General features: G+C 61.5%; 16 protein-coding genes. 8 read left to right on the forward strand and 8 right to left on the reverse strand.

The genetic code is table 11. From position 1 onward, the window contains the following. The first annotated feature begins 71 nt into the window (after positions 1–71). Complete coding sequence (locus F8N80_RS20550; protein WP_150784583.1) at positions 72–1,265, forward strand: lipid-transfer protein; 1,194 nt, start codon at positions 72–74, stop codon at positions 1,263–1,265. A gap of 108 nt (positions 1,266–1,373) precedes the next feature. Further along, positions 1,374–4,106 carry a LuxR C-terminal-related transcriptional regulator gene (locus F8N80_RS20555; RefSeq protein WP_150784584.1) on the forward strand — a complete coding sequence of 911 codons (2,733 nt, stop codon included), beginning with the start codon at positions 1,374–1,376 and terminating at the stop codon, positions 4,104–4,106. A gap of 131 nt (positions 4,107–4,237) precedes the next feature. Here F8N80_RS20555 and F8N80_RS20560 read toward each other — a convergent pair whose 3' ends face one another. The 6 genes from F8N80_RS20560 to F8N80_RS20585 form a co-directional block, all read right to left on the reverse strand. Beyond that, the gene (locus F8N80_RS20560) at positions 4,238–5,806 is read right to left on the reverse strand and encodes a long-chain-fatty-acid--CoA ligase (RefSeq protein WP_150744718.1); all 1,569 of its coding nucleotides are present in this window, start codon (positions 5,804–5,806) and stop codon (positions 4,238–4,240) included. A gap of 120 nt (positions 5,807–5,926) precedes the next feature. After that, on the reverse strand, positions 5,927–6,757 hold the full coding sequence (locus F8N80_RS20565) for an SDR family NAD(P)-dependent oxidoreductase (RefSeq protein WP_077182799.1): 831 nt from the start codon (positions 6,755–6,757) through the stop codon (positions 5,927–5,929). A gap of 46 nt (positions 6,758–6,803) precedes the next feature. Beyond that, positions 6,804–7,220, reverse strand: coding sequence for a MaoC family dehydratase (locus tag F8N80_RS20570; protein WP_150744717.1), 417 nt, complete (start codon positions 7,218–7,220; stop codon positions 6,804–6,806). A 9-nt stretch (positions 7,221–7,229) separates the two neighbouring features. Continuing rightward, on the reverse strand, positions 7,230–7,667 hold the full coding sequence (locus tag F8N80_RS20575) for a MaoC family dehydratase N-terminal domain-containing protein (protein ID WP_150784585.1): 438 nt from the start codon (positions 7,665–7,667) through the stop codon (positions 7,230–7,232). 44 nt (positions 7,668–7,711) lie between these two features. Beyond that, positions 7,712–8,899: a lipid-transfer protein gene (locus tag F8N80_RS20580; protein ID WP_150744715.1), complete on the reverse strand. Its 1,188-nt coding sequence runs from the start codon at positions 8,897–8,899 to the stop codon at positions 7,712–7,714. 30 nt (positions 8,900–8,929) lie between these two features. Continuing rightward, positions 8,930–10,069 (reverse strand): acyl-CoA dehydrogenase family protein, encoded by a 1,140-nt coding sequence (locus F8N80_RS20585; RefSeq protein ID WP_150744714.1) that lies wholly within the window; start codon positions 10,067–10,069, stop codon positions 8,930–8,932. 296 nt (positions 10,070–10,365) lie between these two features. Here F8N80_RS20585 and F8N80_RS20590 point away from each other — a divergent pair, with 296 nt between their 5' ends. Then, a complete protein-coding gene (locus tag F8N80_RS20590) occupies positions 10,366–12,081 on the forward strand; it encodes a hypothetical protein (protein WP_224790726.1) in 1,716 nt (571 codons plus the stop codon). 78 nt (positions 12,082–12,159) lie between these two features. Continuing rightward, positions 12,160–13,572, forward strand: a complete 1,413-nt coding sequence (locus tag F8N80_RS20595; RefSeq protein ID WP_150744713.1) for a coniferyl aldehyde dehydrogenase — start codon at positions 12,160–12,162, stop codon at positions 13,570–13,572. A gap of 165 nt (positions 13,573–13,737) precedes the next feature. Here F8N80_RS20595 and F8N80_RS20605 read toward each other — a convergent pair whose 3' ends face one another. Together F8N80_RS20605 and F8N80_RS20610 are read right to left on the reverse strand one after the other, a co-directional pair. Continuing rightward, complete coding sequence (locus tag F8N80_RS20605; RefSeq protein ID WP_150744712.1) at positions 13,738–14,385, reverse strand: TetR/AcrR family transcriptional regulator; 648 nt, start codon at positions 14,383–14,385, stop codon at positions 13,738–13,740. A 10-nt stretch (positions 14,386–14,395) separates the two neighbouring features. Further along, complete coding sequence (locus tag F8N80_RS20610; protein WP_150744711.1) at positions 14,396–15,184, reverse strand: enoyl-CoA hydratase/isomerase family protein; 789 nt, start codon at positions 15,182–15,184, stop codon at positions 14,396–14,398. A gap of 142 nt (positions 15,185–15,326) precedes the next feature. On the opposite strand from F8N80_RS20610, the gene F8N80_RS20615 reads away from it, so the two are divergent. The 4 genes from F8N80_RS20615 (at position 15,327) to F8N80_RS20630 (ending at position 19,952) form a co-directional block, all read left to right on the forward strand. Continuing rightward, the gene (locus F8N80_RS20615; protein WP_150744710.1) at positions 15,327–16,469 is read left to right on the forward strand and encodes an acyl-CoA dehydrogenase family protein; all 1,143 of its coding nucleotides are present in this window, start codon (positions 15,327–15,329) and stop codon (positions 16,467–16,469) included. After that, the gene (locus F8N80_RS20620) at positions 16,466–17,587 is read left to right on the forward strand and encodes an acyl-CoA dehydrogenase family protein (RefSeq protein ID WP_150784586.1); all 1,122 of its coding nucleotides are present in this window, start codon (positions 16,466–16,468) and stop codon (positions 17,585–17,587) included. Before F8N80_RS20615 ends, F8N80_RS20620 begins: the two co-directional genes overlap by 4 nt. Positions 17,588–17,674: 87 nt before the next feature. Next, positions 17,675–18,760 carry a Zn-dependent alcohol dehydrogenase gene (locus tag F8N80_RS20625; RefSeq protein WP_150744708.1) on the forward strand — a complete coding sequence of 362 codons (1,086 nt, stop codon included), beginning with the start codon at positions 17,675–17,677 and terminating at the stop codon, positions 18,758–18,760. An 82-nt stretch (positions 18,761–18,842) separates the two neighbouring features. Further along, positions 18,843–19,952 (forward strand): CaiB/BaiF CoA transferase family protein, encoded by a 1,110-nt coding sequence (locus tag F8N80_RS20630; RefSeq protein ID WP_150744707.1) that lies wholly within the window; start codon positions 18,843–18,845, stop codon positions 19,950–19,952. Positions 19,953–20,030 lie beyond the last annotated feature (78 nt).

Genomic DNA, 20,030 nt, shown 5'->3' on the forward strand with positions numbered 1-20,030 from the left:
CTCGGATTGTTCGGGTTGTCGAGCAGTAGAGCGAGACGCCGAAGCGGGGCCTAATTTTTATGGAGAATATGATGTCGCACAAACCGTATGTTGCCGGGGTTGGCATGATCCCGTTCCTGAAGCCCGGTGCCAGTGGGTCGTATATCCAGATGGGCGCTGACGCGACTCGCCAGGCCTTGAAGGACGCAGGCCTGGACTACCATCTGGTTCAGCAGGCTTATGTCGGATATGTTTATGGCGACTCGACCTGCGGTCAATCGGCGCTCTACGAAGTGGGCATGACTGGCGTGCCGGTGGTGAACGTCAACAACAACTGTTCCACCGGCTCCACGGCCCTGTACCTGGCTCGCCAGGCAGTGGAAAGCGGGGCGGTCGAATGCGCCCTGGCCCTGGGCTTCGAGCAGATGCAGCCGGGAGCCCTGGGGGCGGTGTTTACCGACCGCCCGGCCTGCATGGGCAAGCACCTCGGTGTATCGGACGAGCTGACCGCCGACGCCGGCGCGATCGGCGTACCGATGACCCTTCGCCAGTTCGGCGGCGCCGGTCGTGAACACATGCAACGCTACGGCACCGAGCTCAGCACCTTCGCCGCGATCCGCGCCAAGGCCAGCCGTCACGCCGCCAACAACCCGCTGGCGCTGTTCCGAAAAATCGTCACCACCGAGGACGTGATGAACGATCAGGTGCTCTGGCCTGGCGTGATGACGCGCCTGATGGCGTGCCCGCCGACCTGCGGCGCGGCTGCCGCGATCATTTGCAGCGAAGCGTTTGCCAAAAAGCACGGCTTGCGCACCGATGTGGTGATCCTGGCGCAGTCGATGACCACTGACCGCGGGATTTCCTTCGAGCCGGCGTCGATGATCCAGACGGTCGGTTTCGACATGACCCAGCGCGCCGCCAGAGAGGTGTACGAGAGGGCCGGCGTCGGCCCGCAGGATATCCTGGTCGCCGAGATGCATGATTGCTTCGCCCAGAATGAATTGCTGACCTATGAATCCCTGGGGCTGTGCCCGGTTGGTGGCGCCGAGAAGTTCGTGCTCGACGGCGACAACACCTACGGCGGTCGGGTGGTGACCAACCCGTCCGGTGGTTTGCTTTCCAAGGGCCATCCGCTGGGTGCTACGGGTCTTGCGCAGTGCTATGAACTGACCCATCAGCTGCGTGGCACCGCCGACAAGCGTCAGGTCGAAGGGGTGAATCTCGCCCTGCAGCATAACCTTGGCCTGGGCGGCGCCTGCGTCGTCACACTGTACGGTCGCGCCTGATGCCGCTCGCGCGCGCCCATGGGCGCGCGCATTGCCGTCGTGAATAAACCTGGCGTTCACCCTGTATTAGACTTGCACTTGAACAAGATTGTCTGCGGAATCCAGTCGATGCCCAATCCACCCTTAGGCTCCAAGCTCCATCTGCCTGCCGACCGGGTGCTTCAGCTCATCCCTGACACCAAGGTCATCCCCCCTCGCGGCGCGCGCCAGCTGATGCCCCGCGCGGCACTGATGAGCCGCCTGATGGAGGCGCGCCGGCAACGCTGCGTGGCCATTCAGGGCCCGGCGGGGAGTGGCAAGACCAGCACCTTGCTTTCCTGGCGCCGCGAACTGATAGCAATTGATTTCGATGTCGCATGGTTGTCGCTGACAGGCGAGGACAACGAACCGGCACGGCTGACCAGTTGCCTGCTGGCCAGCGTTGCCGAAGTCGACGCCGCACTGGCCCGGGAAGCGACCCTGCTGTTCGGCGAAGGTGGCGGCGAGTTGGCGCTCGAACACTGGATTATCGTCCTGCTCCAGGCAATTGCCGGGCACGCCAACGATCTGGTGTTGATGATCGATGACGTGCATCACCTCAACGACCCCGACATCTTCAAGCTGCTGGGCTGGCTGCTCGACTATGCACCGCCGAACCTGCACCTGGTGCTCGGCACGCGCAGCACTTTACCTGCCACGCTTCCGCTGGCCCGACTGCGCACTCAAGACCAGCTGACCGAGTATGACTTGCGGGACCTGCGTTTTACCGTCGAAGAGTCCGAACGCTACCTGCGCCAGTTCGGTGAAATCAGCCACCACGATGCCGAGGTCTTGCACGACTTGACCGACGGCTGGGTGGCTGGCCTGCAACTGTTCGCGATTGACTTGAAATCCAGGCACGGCAGCGGCTTCAGTCGCATGCAGGTGCGTGGCGCCAGTGCTTTCGCGCAATACTTTGAACAGGAAGTGCTGGTTCATTTGCCACTCGCGGATCGCCAGTTGCTGACTCACTCCTCGATCTGCAACCGTTTCACGGCCCCGCTGTGTGCCAGGCTTGTCGGCAAGCCGCATGCCATTGCCGGGATGATGAGTCAGTTGACCCGCCTGGACAGCGATAACCTGTTCATCACCCAGATAAAGAGCCATGACAGAGAAACCTGGTACCGCCTGCATCCGTTATTGCGCGAGGTACTGCGTGACCACCTGAGTCGTCAGCCCGAAGAAGAGCAGAAAAAACTCCATGGGCTGGCTCGGGACTGGCTGTTTGAACAAGGCCATATCGACGAGGCGGTTCGCCACGCCGTGCTGGCCGGTGACTTTCAGATCGCCGCCGAGATGGTCGAAGCCTGTGCGCACGAATTGATGGCACGTGGCTCCCTGAGCCAACTGCCCAATTTGCTGCGCAAGCTGCCCCAGGAGCAGATGCGTGAGCGTTACAGCCTGCAATTGGTGATGGCGCAGTTGCAGCTCCATGCGCATAACTTCGCCGAAGGGCAACAGATACTCGACCATCTGGAGGCGCAACAGCACCGGCTCAATACCCAGCAACGTCAGGGATTGCTGGTCACCCGTGGCACCCTGGCCATGCAACGCGACCTGACGGAGGCGGCGTGGTCCCTCGCTCCGGAACTGGAAGCGATACCTGACGATGCCGACGATCTGATTCTGACCGGTCGTGCCTCCATTCTTGCCTGGCTGTATTTGTTCAGCGGCGATCACACACGCGTGCGCGAGATCATCCAGCACAGCGACCGCCCGAATACATCGCCGCGCCGGACCCTGATTGGCCGTTGTATCCATGGTGTGAGCCTCGTCCACGAGGGACGTATCAGCGAAGCGGAAAATATCTTGCGCAATACCCTGGAAGAGGCAAAGCCGCACGGCAACAGTGCTGCGGTTGCCGGCCATGCCGCAGCCGCGTTTCTGGCCAGCCTGTTGTACGAGCAGAACAACCTGGCCGATGTCTGCCAGTTGCTGGAACCGCGCCTGGACATCCTTGAACGGATTTCCCTGCCCAACATCGTTCTGCACAGTCTGCTGGCGCTGAGCCGGGCTTACTGGCTCAAGGGCGAGCAAACCCAGGCGCTGGTCTATCTGGATCGCCTGAAACAATATGCTCAGCGCTACGACCTGGGTCGACTGCTCGCCTGGGCGCTGTATGTACGCATGCGTTGGCACCTGGAAAAATACCAGACCTCACAGGCCGAGGTCCTTCTGACAGAGCTTCAGGCGCTCGCCGATACCAACGCCGGCATCCTTCGCGGCACCCCGTTGATCATCCATTTGCTGGCCATGCGGGCCGCGGTCGAGATGAGTCTGTATCAGCGTGAATTCGGCCAGGCCATCCAGCAAATCGCACCGTTGATCACCCTCTGCGAATCGGCCAGGCACTGGCAGTTGGTCGCCATAGTGCGACTGCAACTGTCTATGGCCGAGAAAGGTCGAGGGCACGACGAGCAAGCGCTCGAGCAACTGATGGAGGTCCTGCGCGAGGGACACAGGCTTGGCCTGGTACGCAGCCTGCTCGACGTTGCGCCGCAACTGCCTCGAATGCTTAACGACCTGCTGCAAGCCAGCGCGCTCGACCCGGTGCTCGCCTTCTACGCGCAGCGACTGATCGCCGCCGCCAGGCCGACAGAGAACGCCGAGCGCAAGGTGGCTTCGCCGATTGCCAGCTTGAGCGAGCGAGAGACCGAGGTGCTGCAGTTGATGGCTCAAGCCATGACCAACAAGAAGATTGCCCGCACCCTCGGCGTGTCACCGGAAACGGTGAAATGGCACATCAAGAATTTGTTCGCCAAGCTCAATGTCGCCGGCAGGGTAGAAGCGATTGCCAAATGGCGCGACCTGAATATCGACTAGCTTATACAACGCTATCCCTGTGGGAGCGAGCTGGCTCGCGATAGCGGCATTACATTCAACGTCAGTATTGAATGACCTGCCGCCATCGCGAGCAAGCTCGCTCCCACAGGTTAATTGCCTGGCATCGAACTTCAGTTGACGTTGCTCAGGCGGTTTTCCCAGAACGGTTTGCGCAGTTCGTTTTTCAGCACCTTGCCGACGCTGGACATTGGCAGCGACGTGCGAAATTCGATGCTGCGGGGCACCTTGTAGCCGGCAATCAGCTCACGGCAATGGGCGACCACTTCGTCTTCGGTCACGCTGGAGCCAGGCTTGAGGACGATCACGGCGTGCACCGTTTCTCCCCATTTCTCGCTGGGAATGCCGATCACCGCAGCCTGGGCAACGACCGGATGGCAGACGATGGCGTTCTCGACTTCGGCGGTGAAGATGTTCTCGCCGCCGCTGACGATCATGTCCTTGAGGCGATCGCAAATGTAGATGAAGCCATCGGCGTCCATGTAGCCGCCGTCGCCTGTATGCATCCAGCCGCCGCGTAGTGCCTCGGCGGTGGCCTCCGGTTTGTTCCAGTAGCCGAGCATGACGTTCGCTCCGCGCACGATAATCTCTCCGACTGTGCCACGTGGCACTTCGCGGTCCTCGGTATCGACGATGCGAATTTCCACGCAGTTAATTGGTTGCCCGGCCGAATACATCTTGCCGCTGCGCTGATGCTCTTCGCAGTGGTATTCGGCGCCAAGCATGGTGATACCGGGTGACATTTCGGTCATGCCATAGCCCTGGGAGAACCGGGCCGACGGGAAGGTCTGACGGGCGCGGTTGAGCAGGGCGGGCGTGATGGGCGAGGCGCCGTAAGTGATATCCCGAAGCGAGCTCAGGTCCAGTGCCGTGCTGGCCGGGTTCGCCTGACGCCAGTCGAGCACCATCTGGAGCATGGTCGGCGCCAGGAAGGCGTCGGTGGCTTGCTCCTGACTAAGCTGCTCAAGCACCTCCTGCGGCTTGAAGGCCGGCAGCACGATATGCACACCACCGCTGTTGAACAGCACGACAATCGCGGACAGGTCGGCCAGATGGAACATCGGCATGGTATGCAGATAACGCGTGTGCGTGCCATAGCGTACCCGGTCCTGGGTGGCTAGGGCGGAGATACCGATGTTGTTGTGGCTGAGCATGACCCCTTTGGGGGAGCCGGTGGTGCCGCCGGTATAGAAAATTCCCAGCAGGGCGTCGCCGCAGCGATGCGCGTCTTCCACCGGCTCATTCTCGGCGATCAGGGTTTCGTAGTTGAGCATGCCCTCGGGCGTTTCGCCGTCGCCGGCATAGATCATCAGCCGAATGCTCTCTGCCTCGGCGGACACCTGGCTGCCTAACTTATGAAAGGCGTCATCGACGATCAGCACGCTGGTTTGCGAGTCATCCAGGGAATAGACGATCTCTGCCGCGCTCCAGCGGATATTCACCGGATTGAGCACCGCATCGGCCCACGGCACGGCCTGGTAATACTCGATGTAGCGTTGGGAGTTGAGCGAGAGCATCGCCACCCGCTCGCCACTGGCCACGCCCAGGCGTTTGAGCGCGCCAGCCAGCCGGGCGACGCGATCACCCAACTGAGCGAAGGTCACACTGCGGCCCTGATAACGGATTGCCGTGGCATTGGGGCGCTGCTGCCGATGACGCTGCAGCCCTTGGGTCATGTACATAGAAACCTCCAATATTGTTTTTGTAGGGAGTCCACTTGCGAGGTGTCAGGCCGTGATCCCATTGTCCGGGCATTCTTCCAACCCTGGGAGGAAAGCGTGCCCGGGGAGACGAACGGCTGCTTAGAGGGTGCCGTAGCCGCCGCCGCAGACCAGGGCTTGCCCTGTGACGTAGTTGGCTTCCGGCAGGCACAGCATCACCACCGAGCCGGCCGCTTCTTCGGCCGTGCCAGGGCGTCCAAGGGGAATGGCAGAGCTGGCGGTATCGATGCGTTCTTGCTGAACGCCGACCTTGATTTCTCTACCTTCAATGTTGATGGTCTTGCTCTCGTCTCCAGCCAGCGCCTGGGTCAGTCGGGTATCGATGAAACCGAAGGCCACGGCGTTGACATTGACCTTCAGGCGGCCCCACTCCTTGGCCAGGGTCTTGGTCATGCCGATGATGCCGGCCTTGGCGGCGGAGTAGTTGGATTGACCGGCGTTGCCGCCAGCAGCCACCGAGGAGATGTTGACGATCTTGCGCAACACCTCGCGGCCTTCGGCGGCGTCTTTCTTGGCCTGGGCGCTGATGATCGGCTGGGCCGCACGCAGGATGCGGAACGGTGCGGTCAGGTGGCAATCAATGATTGCGTACCACTGTTCGTCGGTCATTTTCTGGATGACGTTGTCCCAGGTGTAACCGGCGTTGTTGATGATGATGTCGATGCCACCGTAGCTCTGGACAGCGGTCTGAACGAAACGCTCAGCGAAATCGGCGGCGGTCACGCTACCGACACAGGCGACGGCTTCGCCACCAGCCTGGCGAATTTCGGCCACGACTTCTTCGGCCGGCGCCGAGTCCAGATCGTTGACCACGACTTTGGCGCCGTAGGCCGCCAGTTGCAGTGCGACGCTACGGCCGATACCACGACCGGAACCGGTGACCAGGGCGACTTTGCCTTCAAGCTTTTTCATTGGGATGTTCATTGAGGTGTTCCTTAAAGTGTGTGGGTTGAAAAATTCAGGCGAGGGCGACAACGGCTTCGCCGGCCAGCTTCTCTTCGCCGTACTGGTTGGCGCAGCGAAGCGCCAGGCGCACGCGCTGCTCGCCGGCCTCGATGAACTTCTCGATGACCTTGCCGGTGCAGGTGGGCAAGTGGCCGAGCTGTGTGATTCCGGTAAAGCGCACCGACAGGCTGCGCACCTGGCTCTGCGGCACCCAGGCGGTCAGCAGGCGACCGAGGTAGGCCGCGGACAACATGCCGTGGGCGAACACATCGGGCATGCGCGACTTGCGGGCGAAGTCGAGGTCGACGTGGATCGGGTTGTGGTCACCCGACGCGCCGCAGTAAAGGGCAAGGGTGGTGCGATTGACCGGCTGCAGTTTGAGCAGCGGGATCTCGTCGCCGATCTGGACATCGGAATATTGAACGGTCATGACGACTCCTTAGCGCTGCACAAGAGAGGAGCGGATATCGGCGATGTGCTCGCCAAACTGGTTAGTCACCCGGGCCTCCATGACCACGAACTGCAGGGCGCCACCTTTCTTTTCGTAGATGTCAGAGATGAAGCCGTCGAACGTCAGCACATCGCCGGCAAAAGCCATCTTGTGGTAGACGAAGGACTGCTCGGCGTGAAGGACCCGGCCCAGGTCGAAGCCGACCAGGTTGAGCAGTTCCACCACGTCACGGCCTTCGCTTTCCAGGCACTTGAGGAAGGTTGGAGGGACCGGCAAGGATTTGTGGCCGGCGGCCTTCGCCACGGCTTCATCGGTGTAGACCGGGTCGGTTTCGCCGATGGCCTTGGCAAAAAAGCGCAGGCGACCCTTTTCAACGTCGATGCTGAACACGCCGGTTTTGTGTCCGATCAGATTTCTGTCTGCCATTTTTCACTTGGCTCCTATGTCGAGAACGCGTGTCTGCGGGGCAATCAGTTCTTGCCAAACAGCGTGACGACGCAGGCGCCACCCAGGCCCAGGTTGTGTTGCAGGGCAATCTGCACGCCGTCCACCTGGCGCTTGTTGGCGGTGCCGCGCAGCTGATGGGTCAGCTCATAGCATTGGGCAAGGCCGGTCGCGCCCAGCGGGTGGCCCTTGGAGAGCAGACCGCCGGACGGGTTGGTCACGACCTGGCCGCCGTAGGTGTTGTCGCCATCGAGGATGAAGCGTTCGGCCTCGCCGATCGGGCATAAACCCAAGGCTTCATAGGTCAGCAGTTCGTTGTGGGCGAAGCAGTCGTGCAGCTCGACCACGCGGATATCCTCGGGGCCGATGCCGGCTTGTTCGTAGACCTGGTTGGCGGCAGCCTGGGCCATGTGAAAACCGGCGAAGCTGATCATCGAAGGCGGATCGAAGGACTCGACCACGTCGGTGGTCATCGACTGGGCGAGGATCGCCACGTCGGTACGCAGGCCGTGCTTTTTGGCAAAGGCTTCGCTGCAGACAATCGCAGCCGCGCCACCACAGGTCGGCGGGCACGCCATCAGGCGGGTCATGACGCCGGGCCAAATGACTTTGTCGTTCATCACTTCTTCGGTGGTCACCACGTTCTTGAACAGCGCCAGCGGGTTGTTGGCGGCGTGGCGGCTGGCCTTGGCGCGGATCGCGGCGAAGGCCTCCATCGAGGTGCCGTAGCGTTGCATGTGCTCGCGACCGGCGCCGCCGAAACCCCGCAAGGCCTGAGGGATGTCCGCGGCATCGGCAGTGAGCGATTCGAGTACGTGCAGGAAGCGTGCGCGGGGGCGGGGACGGTCATCCCAATGCGATCTCAACGCGCCGGCCTGCATCTGCTCGAAGCCCAGCGCCAGGGCGCACTCGACCTGGCCGCTGGCCACGGCGGCACGGGCCAGATACAGCGCAGTAGAACCGGTGGAGCAGTTGTTGTTGACGTTGACCACCGGAATACCGGTCAGGCCGACCTCGTACAGGGCGGTCTGGCCACTGGTGGAGTCGCCGAATACGTAGCCGGTGAAGGCCATCTGGATTTTGTCGTAGCCAATCCCGGCGTCCTTCAGCGCAAGGCGCAAGGCCTCTGCACCCATTTCGGTGTAGGTCGGGCTGGCGCCCGGCTTGCTGAACGGAATCATGCCGACGCCGGCAACGATAACTTTGTCGCTCATGTCTTTGCTCTCGATAGAAGAGAAGGGGGGTTAAAGTTTGCGGGCGATCAGTTCGCGCTGGACTTCGTTGGTGCCGCCGAACACGCGGGAAACGCGCAGGTCGACAAAGGCGCGGGCCACCGGGTACTCCAGCATGTAGCCGTAACCACCGTGCAACTGGACCATGTCGTCCAGGTGTTTCCACAGGGTCTCGGTGGCGAACAGCTTGGCGATGGCGGCTTCTTCCACCGTCAGCTTGCGACGCATGTGTTCGCTAATGTAGTAATCGACCATGGTGCGCACCGCGACCGAGGCAGCCTTGGCATCGGCCAGCTTGAATTTGGTGTTCTGGAAATCCCACACAGACTGGCCGAAGGCCTTGCGGTCCTTGACGTACTCGAGTGTCTGCTCCAGCAGGCGCTCCAGGCGAATCGCGGCGTAGATGGCGATGCCCAGTCGCTCCTGTGGCAGTTCCTGCATCATGTAGGCGAAACCTTTGCCTTCTTCGCCCAACAGGTTGCCGACGGGGACGCGCACATCGTCGAAAAACATCTCGGCGGTGTCGGAAGCACGCTGGCCGACCTTGTCCAGCTTGCGGCCACGGCGGAAGCCTTCGCGGCTGGTTTCCACCATGATCAGGCTGATGCCTTTGGAGCCCGCCGTCGGATCGGTTCTGCAGGCCAGCAGGACCATGTCGCAATTGATGCCGTTGCTGATAAAGGTCTTGCTGCCGTTGATGACGTATTCGTCGCCGTCGCGGATCGCGGTGGTGCGCGCAGCCTTCAGGTCACTGCCGCTGCCCGGTTCGGTCATGCCGAGGGCGAGGATGGTTTCGCCACTGCAGATGCTCGGCAGCCAGCGATGTTTTTGCTCCTCGGTACCGAAGCGCACGATGTACATCGCAATGATGTCCGAGTGCAGGCCGAAACTGACGCCGGAAACGCCGGCGCGGTGCATTTCCTCGTTGATGACCGTCGCGTGGCCGAAGTCGCCGCCGCCACCGCCATACACCGCAGGCACCATGGTGCACAACAAACCTTCGCGACCGGCCTTGAGCCAGGTCTGGCGGTCAACCTTGCCGGCCTCGTCCCATTCGGCCTGACGGGGCACGCATTCGCGCTCGAAGAAGCGGCGGGCGGTTTCGCGGAACATTTCATGGTCTTCGCGAAAGATGGATCGTTGAATGTGCATTACGGACTCCAGTGTCTGTAAAAGGATCGGCAGGCGACTCCTGGGGGGTGAGCCATGTGTCCGAGGGACTGGAGGAATGCTGCCGGGGTGGCTGTCGCTGTATCCCTCCCCGCGGTGGGGGGGGATGAAAGTGCCGGGAGTTCGCGGTGACGCTTTACCGGCAGGCCATCGGCGGTGCCCTACTCATCGTGGGGGGGGGAGTGAGTGACGGGGGCTTCGTAGGCTCTGCGTCGCAGGTGTTGCTCCAGCGCGGTTAGCACCTTGGCACCGAGTTCATTCCTTCAAGGAGTTGCACAATGAGAAGCATAACAATCACAAAGCTTCGCTTCGCACAGCTGGGCGCGGGCCTGGCGTTGGCAGGCTTGTCCGCCATGGCGGCTGCCCAATCTGCGCCACCGCCCATGAATCCCTATCTGGCTCAGACCTTCAGCAACCAGGCACACTGGAACAGCGCGCAGACCGATAGCACCGAGATTGCGGTGCCGCGTGGGTCCTACGAGTTGACACCGGAGTCGGTGACTTACCTGCCCAGCGATGCGGGCGGCATGCCGCATTTCGTCGACAAAGTGGGTGACACCATGGTCACGTGGTGGTGGTCCGGCCTTGGCTTGCGCAAGTACAACAAAGTCGACGGCAAGCTGGTTGAAGTGGCACGCACCGAAATGCCGCTGAAGTTGCCCGATTTTGACAAGGTCAGCGACGAGCAACGCCTGAGGCAGACCCAGGATGTCAAACGGTTGCTCGACAACAAGGACGAGCAGGGCTTGCTCGACTACATGCGCGGGCAGCCGAACCGGATGATCGGCAGCATCAACGATCAGTTGCGTGGCGGCGCCCTCTATTCGATGTTGACCCGTGAGGACGCCTTCATCGGTGCCGGTGGACGGCAGATTTTCCGTGTCGACCAGCTCGATCCGAAAAAGCCTGACTCCGGCATGGGGACACCGCTGGTGCGTGTGCTGTCGGAGACGCTGTACGACAACGAGAAGGTCAAGCGTGGCACTGATTTCCCGGTCGATTTCAACTTCGGCATGGGCATGACCTTCAACGGCTATCTGGTACTCAACACCGTCGGCGGCAAGGTCATCACCCTCGACCCGAAAACCCTCGAAATCGTCGACACCTATGCCGTCGATGGCGCGGACGAATTGTTCCTCAACGGTTTTGCCAATGGCGATGAGGCCGGTGGCGGGGCGGTCTATGTGGCCTCGAACCAGAACATGTACCGCCTGGTGGTCGATGCCAAGGGCAAGATTCACAGCGACGAGGCCAGCGGCGCCTGGAAAGCGGCCTATGACCGCGGTATCCGCATCTCCGCCTTGAAAGTCGCCGACGGTACGGGCTCGACCCCGACGTTGATGGGCTTCGGGCCGGACGAAGACAAGCTCGTGGTGATCACCGACGGCGCGCAGAAAATGCGCCTGGTGGCCTTCTGGCGCGACCAGTTGCCGGCCGGCTGGAAGCAGAAGCCCGGCACGCGGTCGGCACGCATCGCTGACCAGCAGCAAGTGGACATGGGCGCCGATGTGGAAACCGTGCAGTCCGAGCAATCGGTGTCGACCTACGGCGACTACGCCTTCGTGGTCAACAACATCATCAGCAAAGATGCCCCTTACCTGGCGCGTGACAACTACTACGTGAGCATGCTCAACGGTGCTACCCGTCCCGGGCCGAAAGGTGTCGCGATGTTGAAGTGGGACCAGAACAGCAACGGGTGGAAACAGCTGTGGATGCGCAATGACGTGTCGTCGATCTCCACGGTGCCGATGATCAGCGGTGGCGGGCGGATGGCGATCATTGACGGTTACTTCACCCGCGACTGGAACGACCGCTACCACATCGGCATGGACCTCGACAGCGGCGACACTGTGTTGAAGATCCATACCGGCAGCGATCCGCGTTTCAATGGCATGTACTCGGCGATCAAGGTCAATGAATCCGGTGCCATTCAGTACGGCATGGCTTTCGGCCTGGTGCGTCTGGATACCACCAGGATGAAAAAAGTCGATTGACCGGCAGCGGCGCGGGGCCAGTGTCCCGCGCCGACCTGAAGGGTCGCAAAAACCCACAATGAGAAGGTAAACCCTCCAATGAGCAAGATCGAATTACCTGAAGTGGTGCGCATGCGTGAAATCCTCGCCAGGCAGCGCACGGCTTATCTGTCGAATGACATCTGGACTGCCGAGCAACGCTGCGAACTGTTCGATCGCCTGATCGGCATGCTGGTCGAGTACAAGCAGGAAATCGTTGAGGCGGCGGCGGCCGATTTCGGTCACCGCAGCCACGACCTGACGCGCATCATCGACCTGTTGGGCCCGCTCTCGTCGTTGAAAAAAACCAGGGCCAGGATTGCCGAGTGGATGCAACCCGAGCAGCGTGCCGCCGACCGTGGCGAAGCCTGGATTCAGTATCAGCCGCTGGGCGTGGTGGGTATTGTCACGGCCTGGAATTTCCCGGTGGGCATGGTCATCCAGGGGCTGGCCAGTGCGCTGTCGGCCGGTAACCGGGCGATGGTCAAAGTCTCCGAATTGACCCCCATGTGTGCCGAACTGATGCAACGGATGTTCAGCGCCACCTTCGCCGAGGACGAGATAGCCATCGTCACGGGTGACGCGCAGGTCGGCCAGGCGTTTTGCAGTCTGCCATTCGACCATCTGCTGTTCACCGGAGCGAGCAGCGTTGGCAAGCATGTGATGCGCGCCGCCGCCGAGAACCTGGTGCCGGTTACCCTGGAACTGGGGGGGAAGTCACCCGCCATCGTGTCGCGCTCTGCCGATCTGCAGTCGGCAACGGGCAAGATCCTGGCGGGCAAGCTGTTGAATGCCGGTCAGGTCTGCCTTGCGCCGGATCACGTGTTTGTTCCTGAAGAGTCGTTGGAAGAATTCATCGAGCATGCCAAAGCGGCGGTCGGCAAATTCTATCCGAGCCTCAAGGACAATCCGGATTACACCTCGGTGATCAACACCCGCCATTTCGAGCGCCTGCAAAGCTACCTCGAAGAGGCCCGTGCGGCTGGCGTCGAGTTGATCGAGCTGAACCCGGCGCAAGAAGATTTCGCCGATCAGCCTCATCACAAGATGATCCCGACCTTGCTGTGCGATCCGGGTGACGAGCTGAAGATCATGCAGGACGAGATCTTCGGGCCACTGTTGCCGATCAAGCCTTACAAGGACATGCGCGAGGTGGTTGCCTACATCAACGCTCATCCGCGTCCGCTGGGGTTGTACTACTTCGGCAGCGATGCGGCCGAGGAAAAATTTGTCCTCGAACGCACCGTTTCCGGTGGGGTGACGATCAATAGCGTCGCGCTCCATGCCAGTGTCGACAGCCTGCCGTTTGGCGGGGTTGGCAACAGCGGCATGGGCAGTTATCTCGGTCACCAGGGCTTTGTTACCTTCAGCCATCCGAAGCCGGTACTGCGCGCCGCAGACGGTCCGGACATCACGCGGCCACCGTTCACCGAGCAGGTGCGGCAGATGGTGGACGCGATGATCAAGCGCTAAACCCCGAACCTGTAGCGCTCATCGGTGGGAACCGCTGTGCGCTGTTTTTTAGCGGTTTTTTTGAATTAGGAGCGAGGCTTGCCCGCGAAGGACGATGACGCGGTGCACCAGGCACACCGCGGCGCCTGGTTCGCCGGCAAGCCTGGCTCCTACAGGGTTCGTGGTTCAGTCGCAGGGCGAGGTCAGCAGGGTCTTGATGAGTCGAAGCAGTTGTTTATGCAACAGCGCCGGGTCAGCCGTCGATGGATCGAGCAGCAGCTGCAGCATCATGCCGCGCATCGTGCCAATCAGCACGGTGGCGGTTGTCAGTGGATCGTTGTCGGTATGGATCTCGCCGTTGCCGATGCCGATTTCGATTTGTTTGGCGAGGGTCATTCGCACTGAATTGTTGTACTCGGCCAGTATCGCTGCGGACTCCGATTCAACCGTCACGCCCTCTGCCATCAAGGCGAGCAAAGCGCGGGCGTTGGTCCATTCGGCGTCGTCGCGCAGGAAGTATGCATCGATGTAGCCGAGCAAGGTGTCCAGTCCGGGCTGGCGTCGGGGCGCCTTGTCCTCGACGACGCCCATGAACCTGGTATTGACGAACCCGGCCAACGCACGTAGCAGGCCGGCTTTGGTGCCGAAGTGATGCGCTGCCAGGCCGCGACTGTAACCGGCCTGCAGACCCACTTCGGCCAAGGTGAGGCCAATCCAGCCCTTGCGCGCGACGATCTGGCGTGCGGCCTCCAGCATGCATTGTTCGGCTTCGGTGCGCCGCTCCACCTGGGTTCGGCGGGTGCTGTGGGATGTGCTTTGGTCGGGAGTATCCATGGGCGAGTTATCAGGTACCGGTGAATTCAGGATCGCGACGCTCGCGCATCGCCTTGTTGCCCTCGGCAAAGTCGTTGGTGAGGACCTGCCACTCTTGTTCCGAGGCCTCGCGGTCGATGATCGCATCCACTGCATCGGCGAGGCCGGCTCGTAGCGTCTGGCGGCTCGACATGACGGCAAGAGGGGCGCTCTTGGCGATTTCTTCAGCCAGGGCGCGGGCAGCCTGACGCTCTTCGCCAGGCTCGGCCAGCACATCCGCCAAACCGATGCGCACGGCTTGCGCACCATCGATACGACGGCCGGTGGCGATCAACAGGGAAGCCATCTGGAGGCCGACGACGCGCGGCAGCGTAACAGAAATGCCGAAGCCCTGGTGCATGCCCAGGCGATTGAAATTGGCAGAGAAACGGGCCTTCTCGCTGGTGACGCGGTAGTCGCCCACCAGTGCCAGGCCCAGGCCTCCACCAATGGCGGCACCTTCTACCACGACGATCAGTGGCTTGGCCGTGCGGAACAGGCGCACGGCGTGTTTATACAACTTGCGCGGGAGAATTTTTTCGCCGTTCTGCCCCAATCCACTGAAGTCGGCGCCGGCACAGAAGGTCTTGCCTTCGGCCTGCAGGATAACGACGCGGCACGCCGGCAACTGGTCCAGATAGGCCAGTGCCGCCACCAGATCCATGATCAATTCCTGATCGAAGAAGTTCAGTGGCGGACGGCTGAACTCTAGCGTGGCCACGTGCCCTTGCAGATCAAGGGTCAAGCCGCGGCCGGGAGTGAAGGGGGTGAAAGTAGTCATCAGATGCTCCGTAAAACTGAAGAAATCCACGGGATCGATGGTGCTTGATCCCGTTGCGAGAATGCTGATAGCTTAGTTGCTTGCTGGTCGACCAACAAGTGTATTGATCGACTATCCCTAAAAAATCCAATGAGCAGAAACCATGCAGGCACTCGATATCAGGCCTTGTAGGCTGGACGCCAAGACGCAAGCGCTGCGTGCAGAGGTCCGTACTTTTCTCGCCGAAGAGCTCAAGCACTATTCGCCGGCCGATCGCGCCAAAGGGCTCGTCGGCCTAGTACCGGAATTCACCCGCAAGCTGGGCGAGCGCGGCTGGCTGGGCATGACCTGGCCCAAGCGCTACGGCGGTCACGAGCGTAGTGCGCTGGAGCGCTACGTGGTGTTGGAGGAACTGCTCGCGGCAGGCGCGCCGGTGGGGGCGCACTGGGTGGCCGAACGCCAGAGCGGCCCGTTGTTGATCAAATTCTCTCCGGAGGTTTTGGCCCCGCAGATTGTCCCGGGCATTGCCCGCGGCGAAACGCTTCTGGCGATCGGCATGAGTGAGCCCGACGTCGGCTCCGACCTGGCGGCCGTGCGCACCCGTGCGGAAAAAACCGACGGCGGCTGGATCGTCAACGGCAGCAAGGTCTGGACTTCGGGCGCCCATCTGGCCCACTACATGATCACGCTGCTGCGTACCGGGCCGAAGGAGGAGGGCAATCGCCGCGCAGGCTTGTCGCAACTGCTGATCGACCTCAAGGCCCCCGGCGTGACCGTGCGCCCGATCTACAACATGCTCGGCGAGCATGATTTCAATGAAGTGTTCCTGGAAAACGTCTTCGTTCCCGATGATTTCGTCATCGGCGAGGTGGGCAATGGCTGGCTGCAGGTCACCGCGGAACTGGCGTTGGAGCGCAGTGGTCCGGAGCGCTACCTGAGCAGCACCCAGCTGTATCTGGCGATGCTTGACGAGGCCGACCCGCAAGACACTCGACATGCGGTCAGCCTCGGCCGTCTGGCGGCACGCTATGCCGCGCTGCGGCAGATGTCGCTGGGCGTCGCCGGCATGCTCGCCCGTGGAGAAAATCCAGCCATCCCGGCGACGGTGGTCAAGGACCAGGGCGCCTTGCTCGAACAGGCCATTCCGGAAGTCGCTCACGATCTGTTCGGTGATCAGCGTGAGCCCGGTTCCGACCTCGACCAGGTGATGCGCTTCCTGACTCAGAGCGCGCCGTCCTTCTCGCTGCGGGGCGGCACTCGTGAAATTCTGCGCGGCATTATTGCCGGAGGCCTTGGACTGCGATGAATACAACGATCAATCACCAGGGTGCGGACGACGGCATCCCTTCAGAAATGCAATCCATGATCGCCGACAGTGTCGAGCGCCTGTTCGCCAGGCAGGTCACGCGTGAATTGCTCGAACGCTTCGATGACGGCCACCGGGCCGAGTCGCTGTGGCAGATGGTCGTCGACAATGGCCTGCCCGGCGCGCTGGTCGCGGAAGCCGCTGGCGGCAGCGGTGCCAGCTGGCTCGAAGCCAGTCCGGTGCTGCACGCCATCGGCTATTGGCAGGCGCCTCTGCCGTTGGCGGAAACCATGCTCGGTGCAGCACTGTTGGCCCACGCCGGGATGGAAGTGCCGGAAGGGCCGATCACCCTGATTCAGGCCGGCCGCCTGGGCGATCTGCAACTGGAAAAAGAGGGGACGCATCTGAACGGCCGAGCCGTCAATGTGCCGTGGGCGCGCAGTTGTCGCTGGGCCGTCGTTGCCGATGACCAGCGTCTGGCGCTGGTCGACCTGCGCCAGGCGGCCATCACCTTGGCAGCCGGTAGCAATATTGCCGATGAAGAGCGCGATACGCTGGTTTTCGCCAACGCCAGCAGTCTGGCCACCGGTCAACTGCAACTGGCCGATCTGCACGAGCCGGTGTGGCATCTCGGTGCTTTGATACGCGCTTGCACGCTGGTTGGCGCGCTTGAAGCCGCGGTCGACAAGGCGGTGCTGTACGCCAATGAACGCGTGCAATTCGGCAAGCCGATCGGCAAGCAACAGGTATTGCAGCAATACCTGGCACAAATGGCCGGTGCCACGGGCGCTGCACGAATGGCTGTGCAAGTTGCCTTGCGCAGCGCGAGCGACCTGTTCCTCGGAACGGCGGGCAGCCACAGCACGCTGGCGTTCGACATCGCGGTGGCCAAGGTGTGCACCGGCGAGGCCGCGACGCTGGCTGCGTCGGTGGTGCATCAGGTGCACGGCGCTATCGGTTTTACCCATGAACACACCCTGCATTTTGCCACGCGTCGCCTTTGGTCCTGGCGTGATGAATTCGGCAGTGATGCGCATTGGGCCAAGGTGTTGGGGCAGGCGGCCATTGCCGCAGGTTCCGAGGGGTTCTGGGCAGGGCTGACCGATCGAAGTTTGTGAAGATTTTGCCTATTCAGTCATCGCGTGAGCGGCCTGAGCGCTTGCGTAACCAAAACAAAAACAACAAATTTTTTATCGAGGTAAATCATGAAAGCAGCCGTATTCCACACGCCGGGTTCCCCTTTGACGATCGAGGAAGTCGGGATCAGCAAACCGGGGCCGCGTGAAGTCCTGGTGCGCACTGTCGCTGTGGGTGTCTGTCATTCGGACCTGCATGTCGTCGACGGGATGTATCCGCATCCGGCCCCCGTGGTGCTTGGTCACGAGGCGGCCGGTATTGTCGAGCAGGTGGGTTCGGACGTACGCACCGTCAAACCGGGTGATCACGTGGTCACGTGCCTGTCGGTCTACTGCGGCCATTGCGCCCATTGCGTCACCGGCCACTTGTCGCTGTGCGTATCGCCGGAGACCCGTCGCAGCAAGGGCGACGAACCACGCCTGACCTACGTGCAAAAACCCATGCCGCAATTTGCCAACCTGTCCGCCTACGCCGAACAGATGCTGGTCCATGAACATGCGCTGGTCGCCATCCGCCGTGACATGCCGCTTGACCGCGCCGCGCTGCTCGGATGCGCCGTCACTACCGGCACTGGCGCGGTGTTCAACAGTGCCAAAGTGCGCCCGGGTGAGACCGTGGCTGTACTGGGTTGCGGCGGCATTGGCCTGGCTGCAATCAACGGCGCGGTGCTGGCCGGTGCCGGCCGCATCATCGCCATCGACATGCTCGATTCGAAGCTGGAACTGGCCCGACAGTTTGGTGCCACCGATGTCATCAACGCGAAGAATGGCGAGACGGTCCAACAGGTGATCGAGCTGACCAGAGGTGGCGTCGATCACTCGTTCGAATGCATCGGCCTCAAGCAGACGGCCGAGCAGGCATTCGGCATGCTCAAACGCGGCGGCTGCGCCACGATCATCGGCATGATGAAACCGGGCACCAAGCTTGAGCTTGATCCTTTCCAGCTTCTGCAAGCCCGCCGAATTCAAGGGTCAATCATGGGTTCGAACCGTTTTCCGGTCGATCTGCCGAGCCTGACCGACTTCTATATGCAGGGTCGGCTCAAGCTCGACGAGATGATTTCGCAGCGCATCAAACTGGAAGACATCAATATTGCCTTCGACGAGATGCGTCGCGGCGAGCTGGCACGCTCGGTGATTGTCTTCGACCAGTGAGTGTCGGGTGAAGGGGCGGGCAGGGCTGAGCAGTCCTGGTCCCGACCTCCAATGCGCAACTGGACGAGAGAAGAGAATCCTCATGCTGGGCGACATCAAAATTGTAGAAATCTGCGGCATCGGCCCGGGGCCGTTTTGCGCTATGCATCTGGCAGACCTGGGAGCGCAGGTCATCGCCGTTGAGCGTGGCGAAGCTACCTCTGTTACCGGCGAGAAGAAAGCTGCGAAAAGCGCGATGAATCGTGGCAAGCGCTCCGTGATAGCCGATCTGAAAACAGCCGAGGGGCGCGAGACCGTACTGAAACTGATCGAAAGCGCGGACGCGCTGATCGAAGGCATGCGCCCCGGCGTGATGGAGCGTCTCGGGTTGGGGCCAGAGGTCTTGCTGGCTCGCAATCCGAAGCTGGTCTACGGGCGTATGACGGGCTGGGGTCAGAGTGGCCCGATGGCGCAGGCGGCAGGTCACGACAACAACTACATCTCGCTGTCAGGGGCAATGTACTACTGCGGGACCGAGGACGAAGCGCCGTCCTCGCCCATTACGCTGATCGGCGACATTGGCGGTGGGGCCCTTTATCTTGCAATCGGTCTGCTGGCGGGCATCCTCAATGCGCGCACGACGGGTAAAGGCACCGTGGTCGATGCAGCCATCGTCGATGGCTCAGCGCACATGATGCAGCTGTTGTTGTCGATGGTGCCCCGTGGCGGGATTCGAGAGCAGCGGGGCAAGAGCATGCATGATGGCTCCCATTTCTATGCCACGTACCGTTGCGCGGATGGCCACTACATTTCCCTGGGGTCCATGGAGCCACAGTTCTATGCGCTACTCCTGGAAAAACTGGAGCTGGGCGACGACCCTCGCTTCGCCAGGCAATGGGACATGAGTCATTGGGGAGAAATGCGTTCAGCGTTCGAGACAATCTTCAGCAGCCGTACGCGCGAGCAATGGTGTGAGCTGCTCGAAGGGACAGACGTGTGCTTCGCTCCGGTCCTCAGCCCGCAGGAGTCTTCCAGGCATCCGCACATGGCCCAGAGAGAGGTGTATTTCGAGCGTGACGGCATGTTGCAGGCCCACCCGGCACCTCGTTTTGATGGCCGAGTGGTCCTGCCGGGGATGATACCGACGCGTGGCGAACATACAGAGCAAGTCAGGGCGGTGCTTGACGCCGATAACGAGGGTCTTTGGTTATGAAGCGTCGCTTGAATGGTTTCGGATAGCCTGGCTAAGCAATTCTCCTCGGACTTCCTTGACACCTGATGACTGCGTTTG

The organism is Pseudomonas fluorescens, from assembly GCF_902497995.1.
Taxonomy (GTDB): Bacteria; Pseudomonadota; Gammaproteobacteria; order Pseudomonadales; family Pseudomonadaceae; genus Aquipseudomonas; species Aquipseudomonas fluorescens_BK.

What these genes read in the sequence shown, in the direction of transcription:
- F8N80_RS20550 (WP_150784583.1), top strand. Translation starts at nt 72, where the DNA reads ATGTCGCACAAACCGTATGTTGCCGGGGTTGGCATGATCCCGTTCCTG.
- F8N80_RS20555 (WP_150784584.1), top strand. Translation starts at nt 1,374, where the DNA reads ATGCCCAATCCACCCTTAGGCTCCAAGCTCCATCTGCCTGCCGACCGG.
- F8N80_RS20560 (WP_150744718.1), bottom strand. Translation starts at nt 5,806, where the DNA reads ATGTACATGACCCAAGGGCTGCAGCGTCATCGGCAGCAGCGCCCCAAT.
- F8N80_RS20565 (WP_077182799.1), bottom strand. Translation starts at nt 6,757, where the DNA reads ATGAAAAAGCTTGAAGGCAAAGTCGCCCTGGTCACCGGTTCCGGTCGT.
- F8N80_RS20570 (WP_150744717.1), bottom strand. Translation starts at nt 7,220, where the DNA reads ATGACCGTTCAATATTCCGATGTCCAGATCGGCGACGAGATCCCGCTG.
- F8N80_RS20575 (WP_150784585.1), bottom strand. Translation starts at nt 7,667, where the DNA reads ATGGCAGACAGAAATCTGATCGGACACAAAACCGGCGTGTTCAGCATC.
- F8N80_RS20580 (WP_150744715.1), bottom strand. Translation starts at nt 8,899, where the DNA reads ATGAGCGACAAAGTTATCGTTGCCGGCGTCGGCATGATTCCGTTCAGC.
- F8N80_RS20585 (WP_150744714.1), bottom strand. Translation starts at nt 10,069, where the DNA reads ATGCACATTCAACGATCCATCTTTCGCGAAGACCATGAAATGTTCCGC.
- F8N80_RS20590 (WP_224790726.1), top strand. Translation starts at nt 10,366, where the DNA reads ATGAGAAGCATAACAATCACAAAGCTTCGCTTCGCACAGCTGGGCGCG.
- F8N80_RS20595 (WP_150744713.1), top strand. Translation starts at nt 12,160, where the DNA reads ATGAGCAAGATCGAATTACCTGAAGTGGTGCGCATGCGTGAAATCCTC.
- F8N80_RS20605 (WP_150744712.1), bottom strand. Translation starts at nt 14,385, where the DNA reads ATGGATACTCCCGACCAAAGCACATCCCACAGCACCCGCCGAACCCAG.
- F8N80_RS20610 (WP_150744711.1), bottom strand. Translation starts at nt 15,184, where the DNA reads ATGACTACTTTCACCCCCTTCACTCCCGGCCGCGGCTTGACCCTTGAT.
- F8N80_RS20615 (WP_150744710.1), top strand. Translation starts at nt 15,327, where the DNA reads ATGCAGGCACTCGATATCAGGCCTTGTAGGCTGGACGCCAAGACGCAA.
- F8N80_RS20620 (WP_150784586.1), top strand. Translation starts at nt 16,466, where the DNA reads ATGAATACAACGATCAATCACCAGGGTGCGGACGACGGCATCCCTTCA.
- F8N80_RS20625 (WP_150744708.1), top strand. Translation starts at nt 17,675, where the DNA reads ATGAAAGCAGCCGTATTCCACACGCCGGGTTCCCCTTTGACGATCGAG.
- F8N80_RS20630 (WP_150744707.1), top strand. Translation starts at nt 18,843, where the DNA reads ATGCTGGGCGACATCAAAATTGTAGAAATCTGCGGCATCGGCCCGGGG.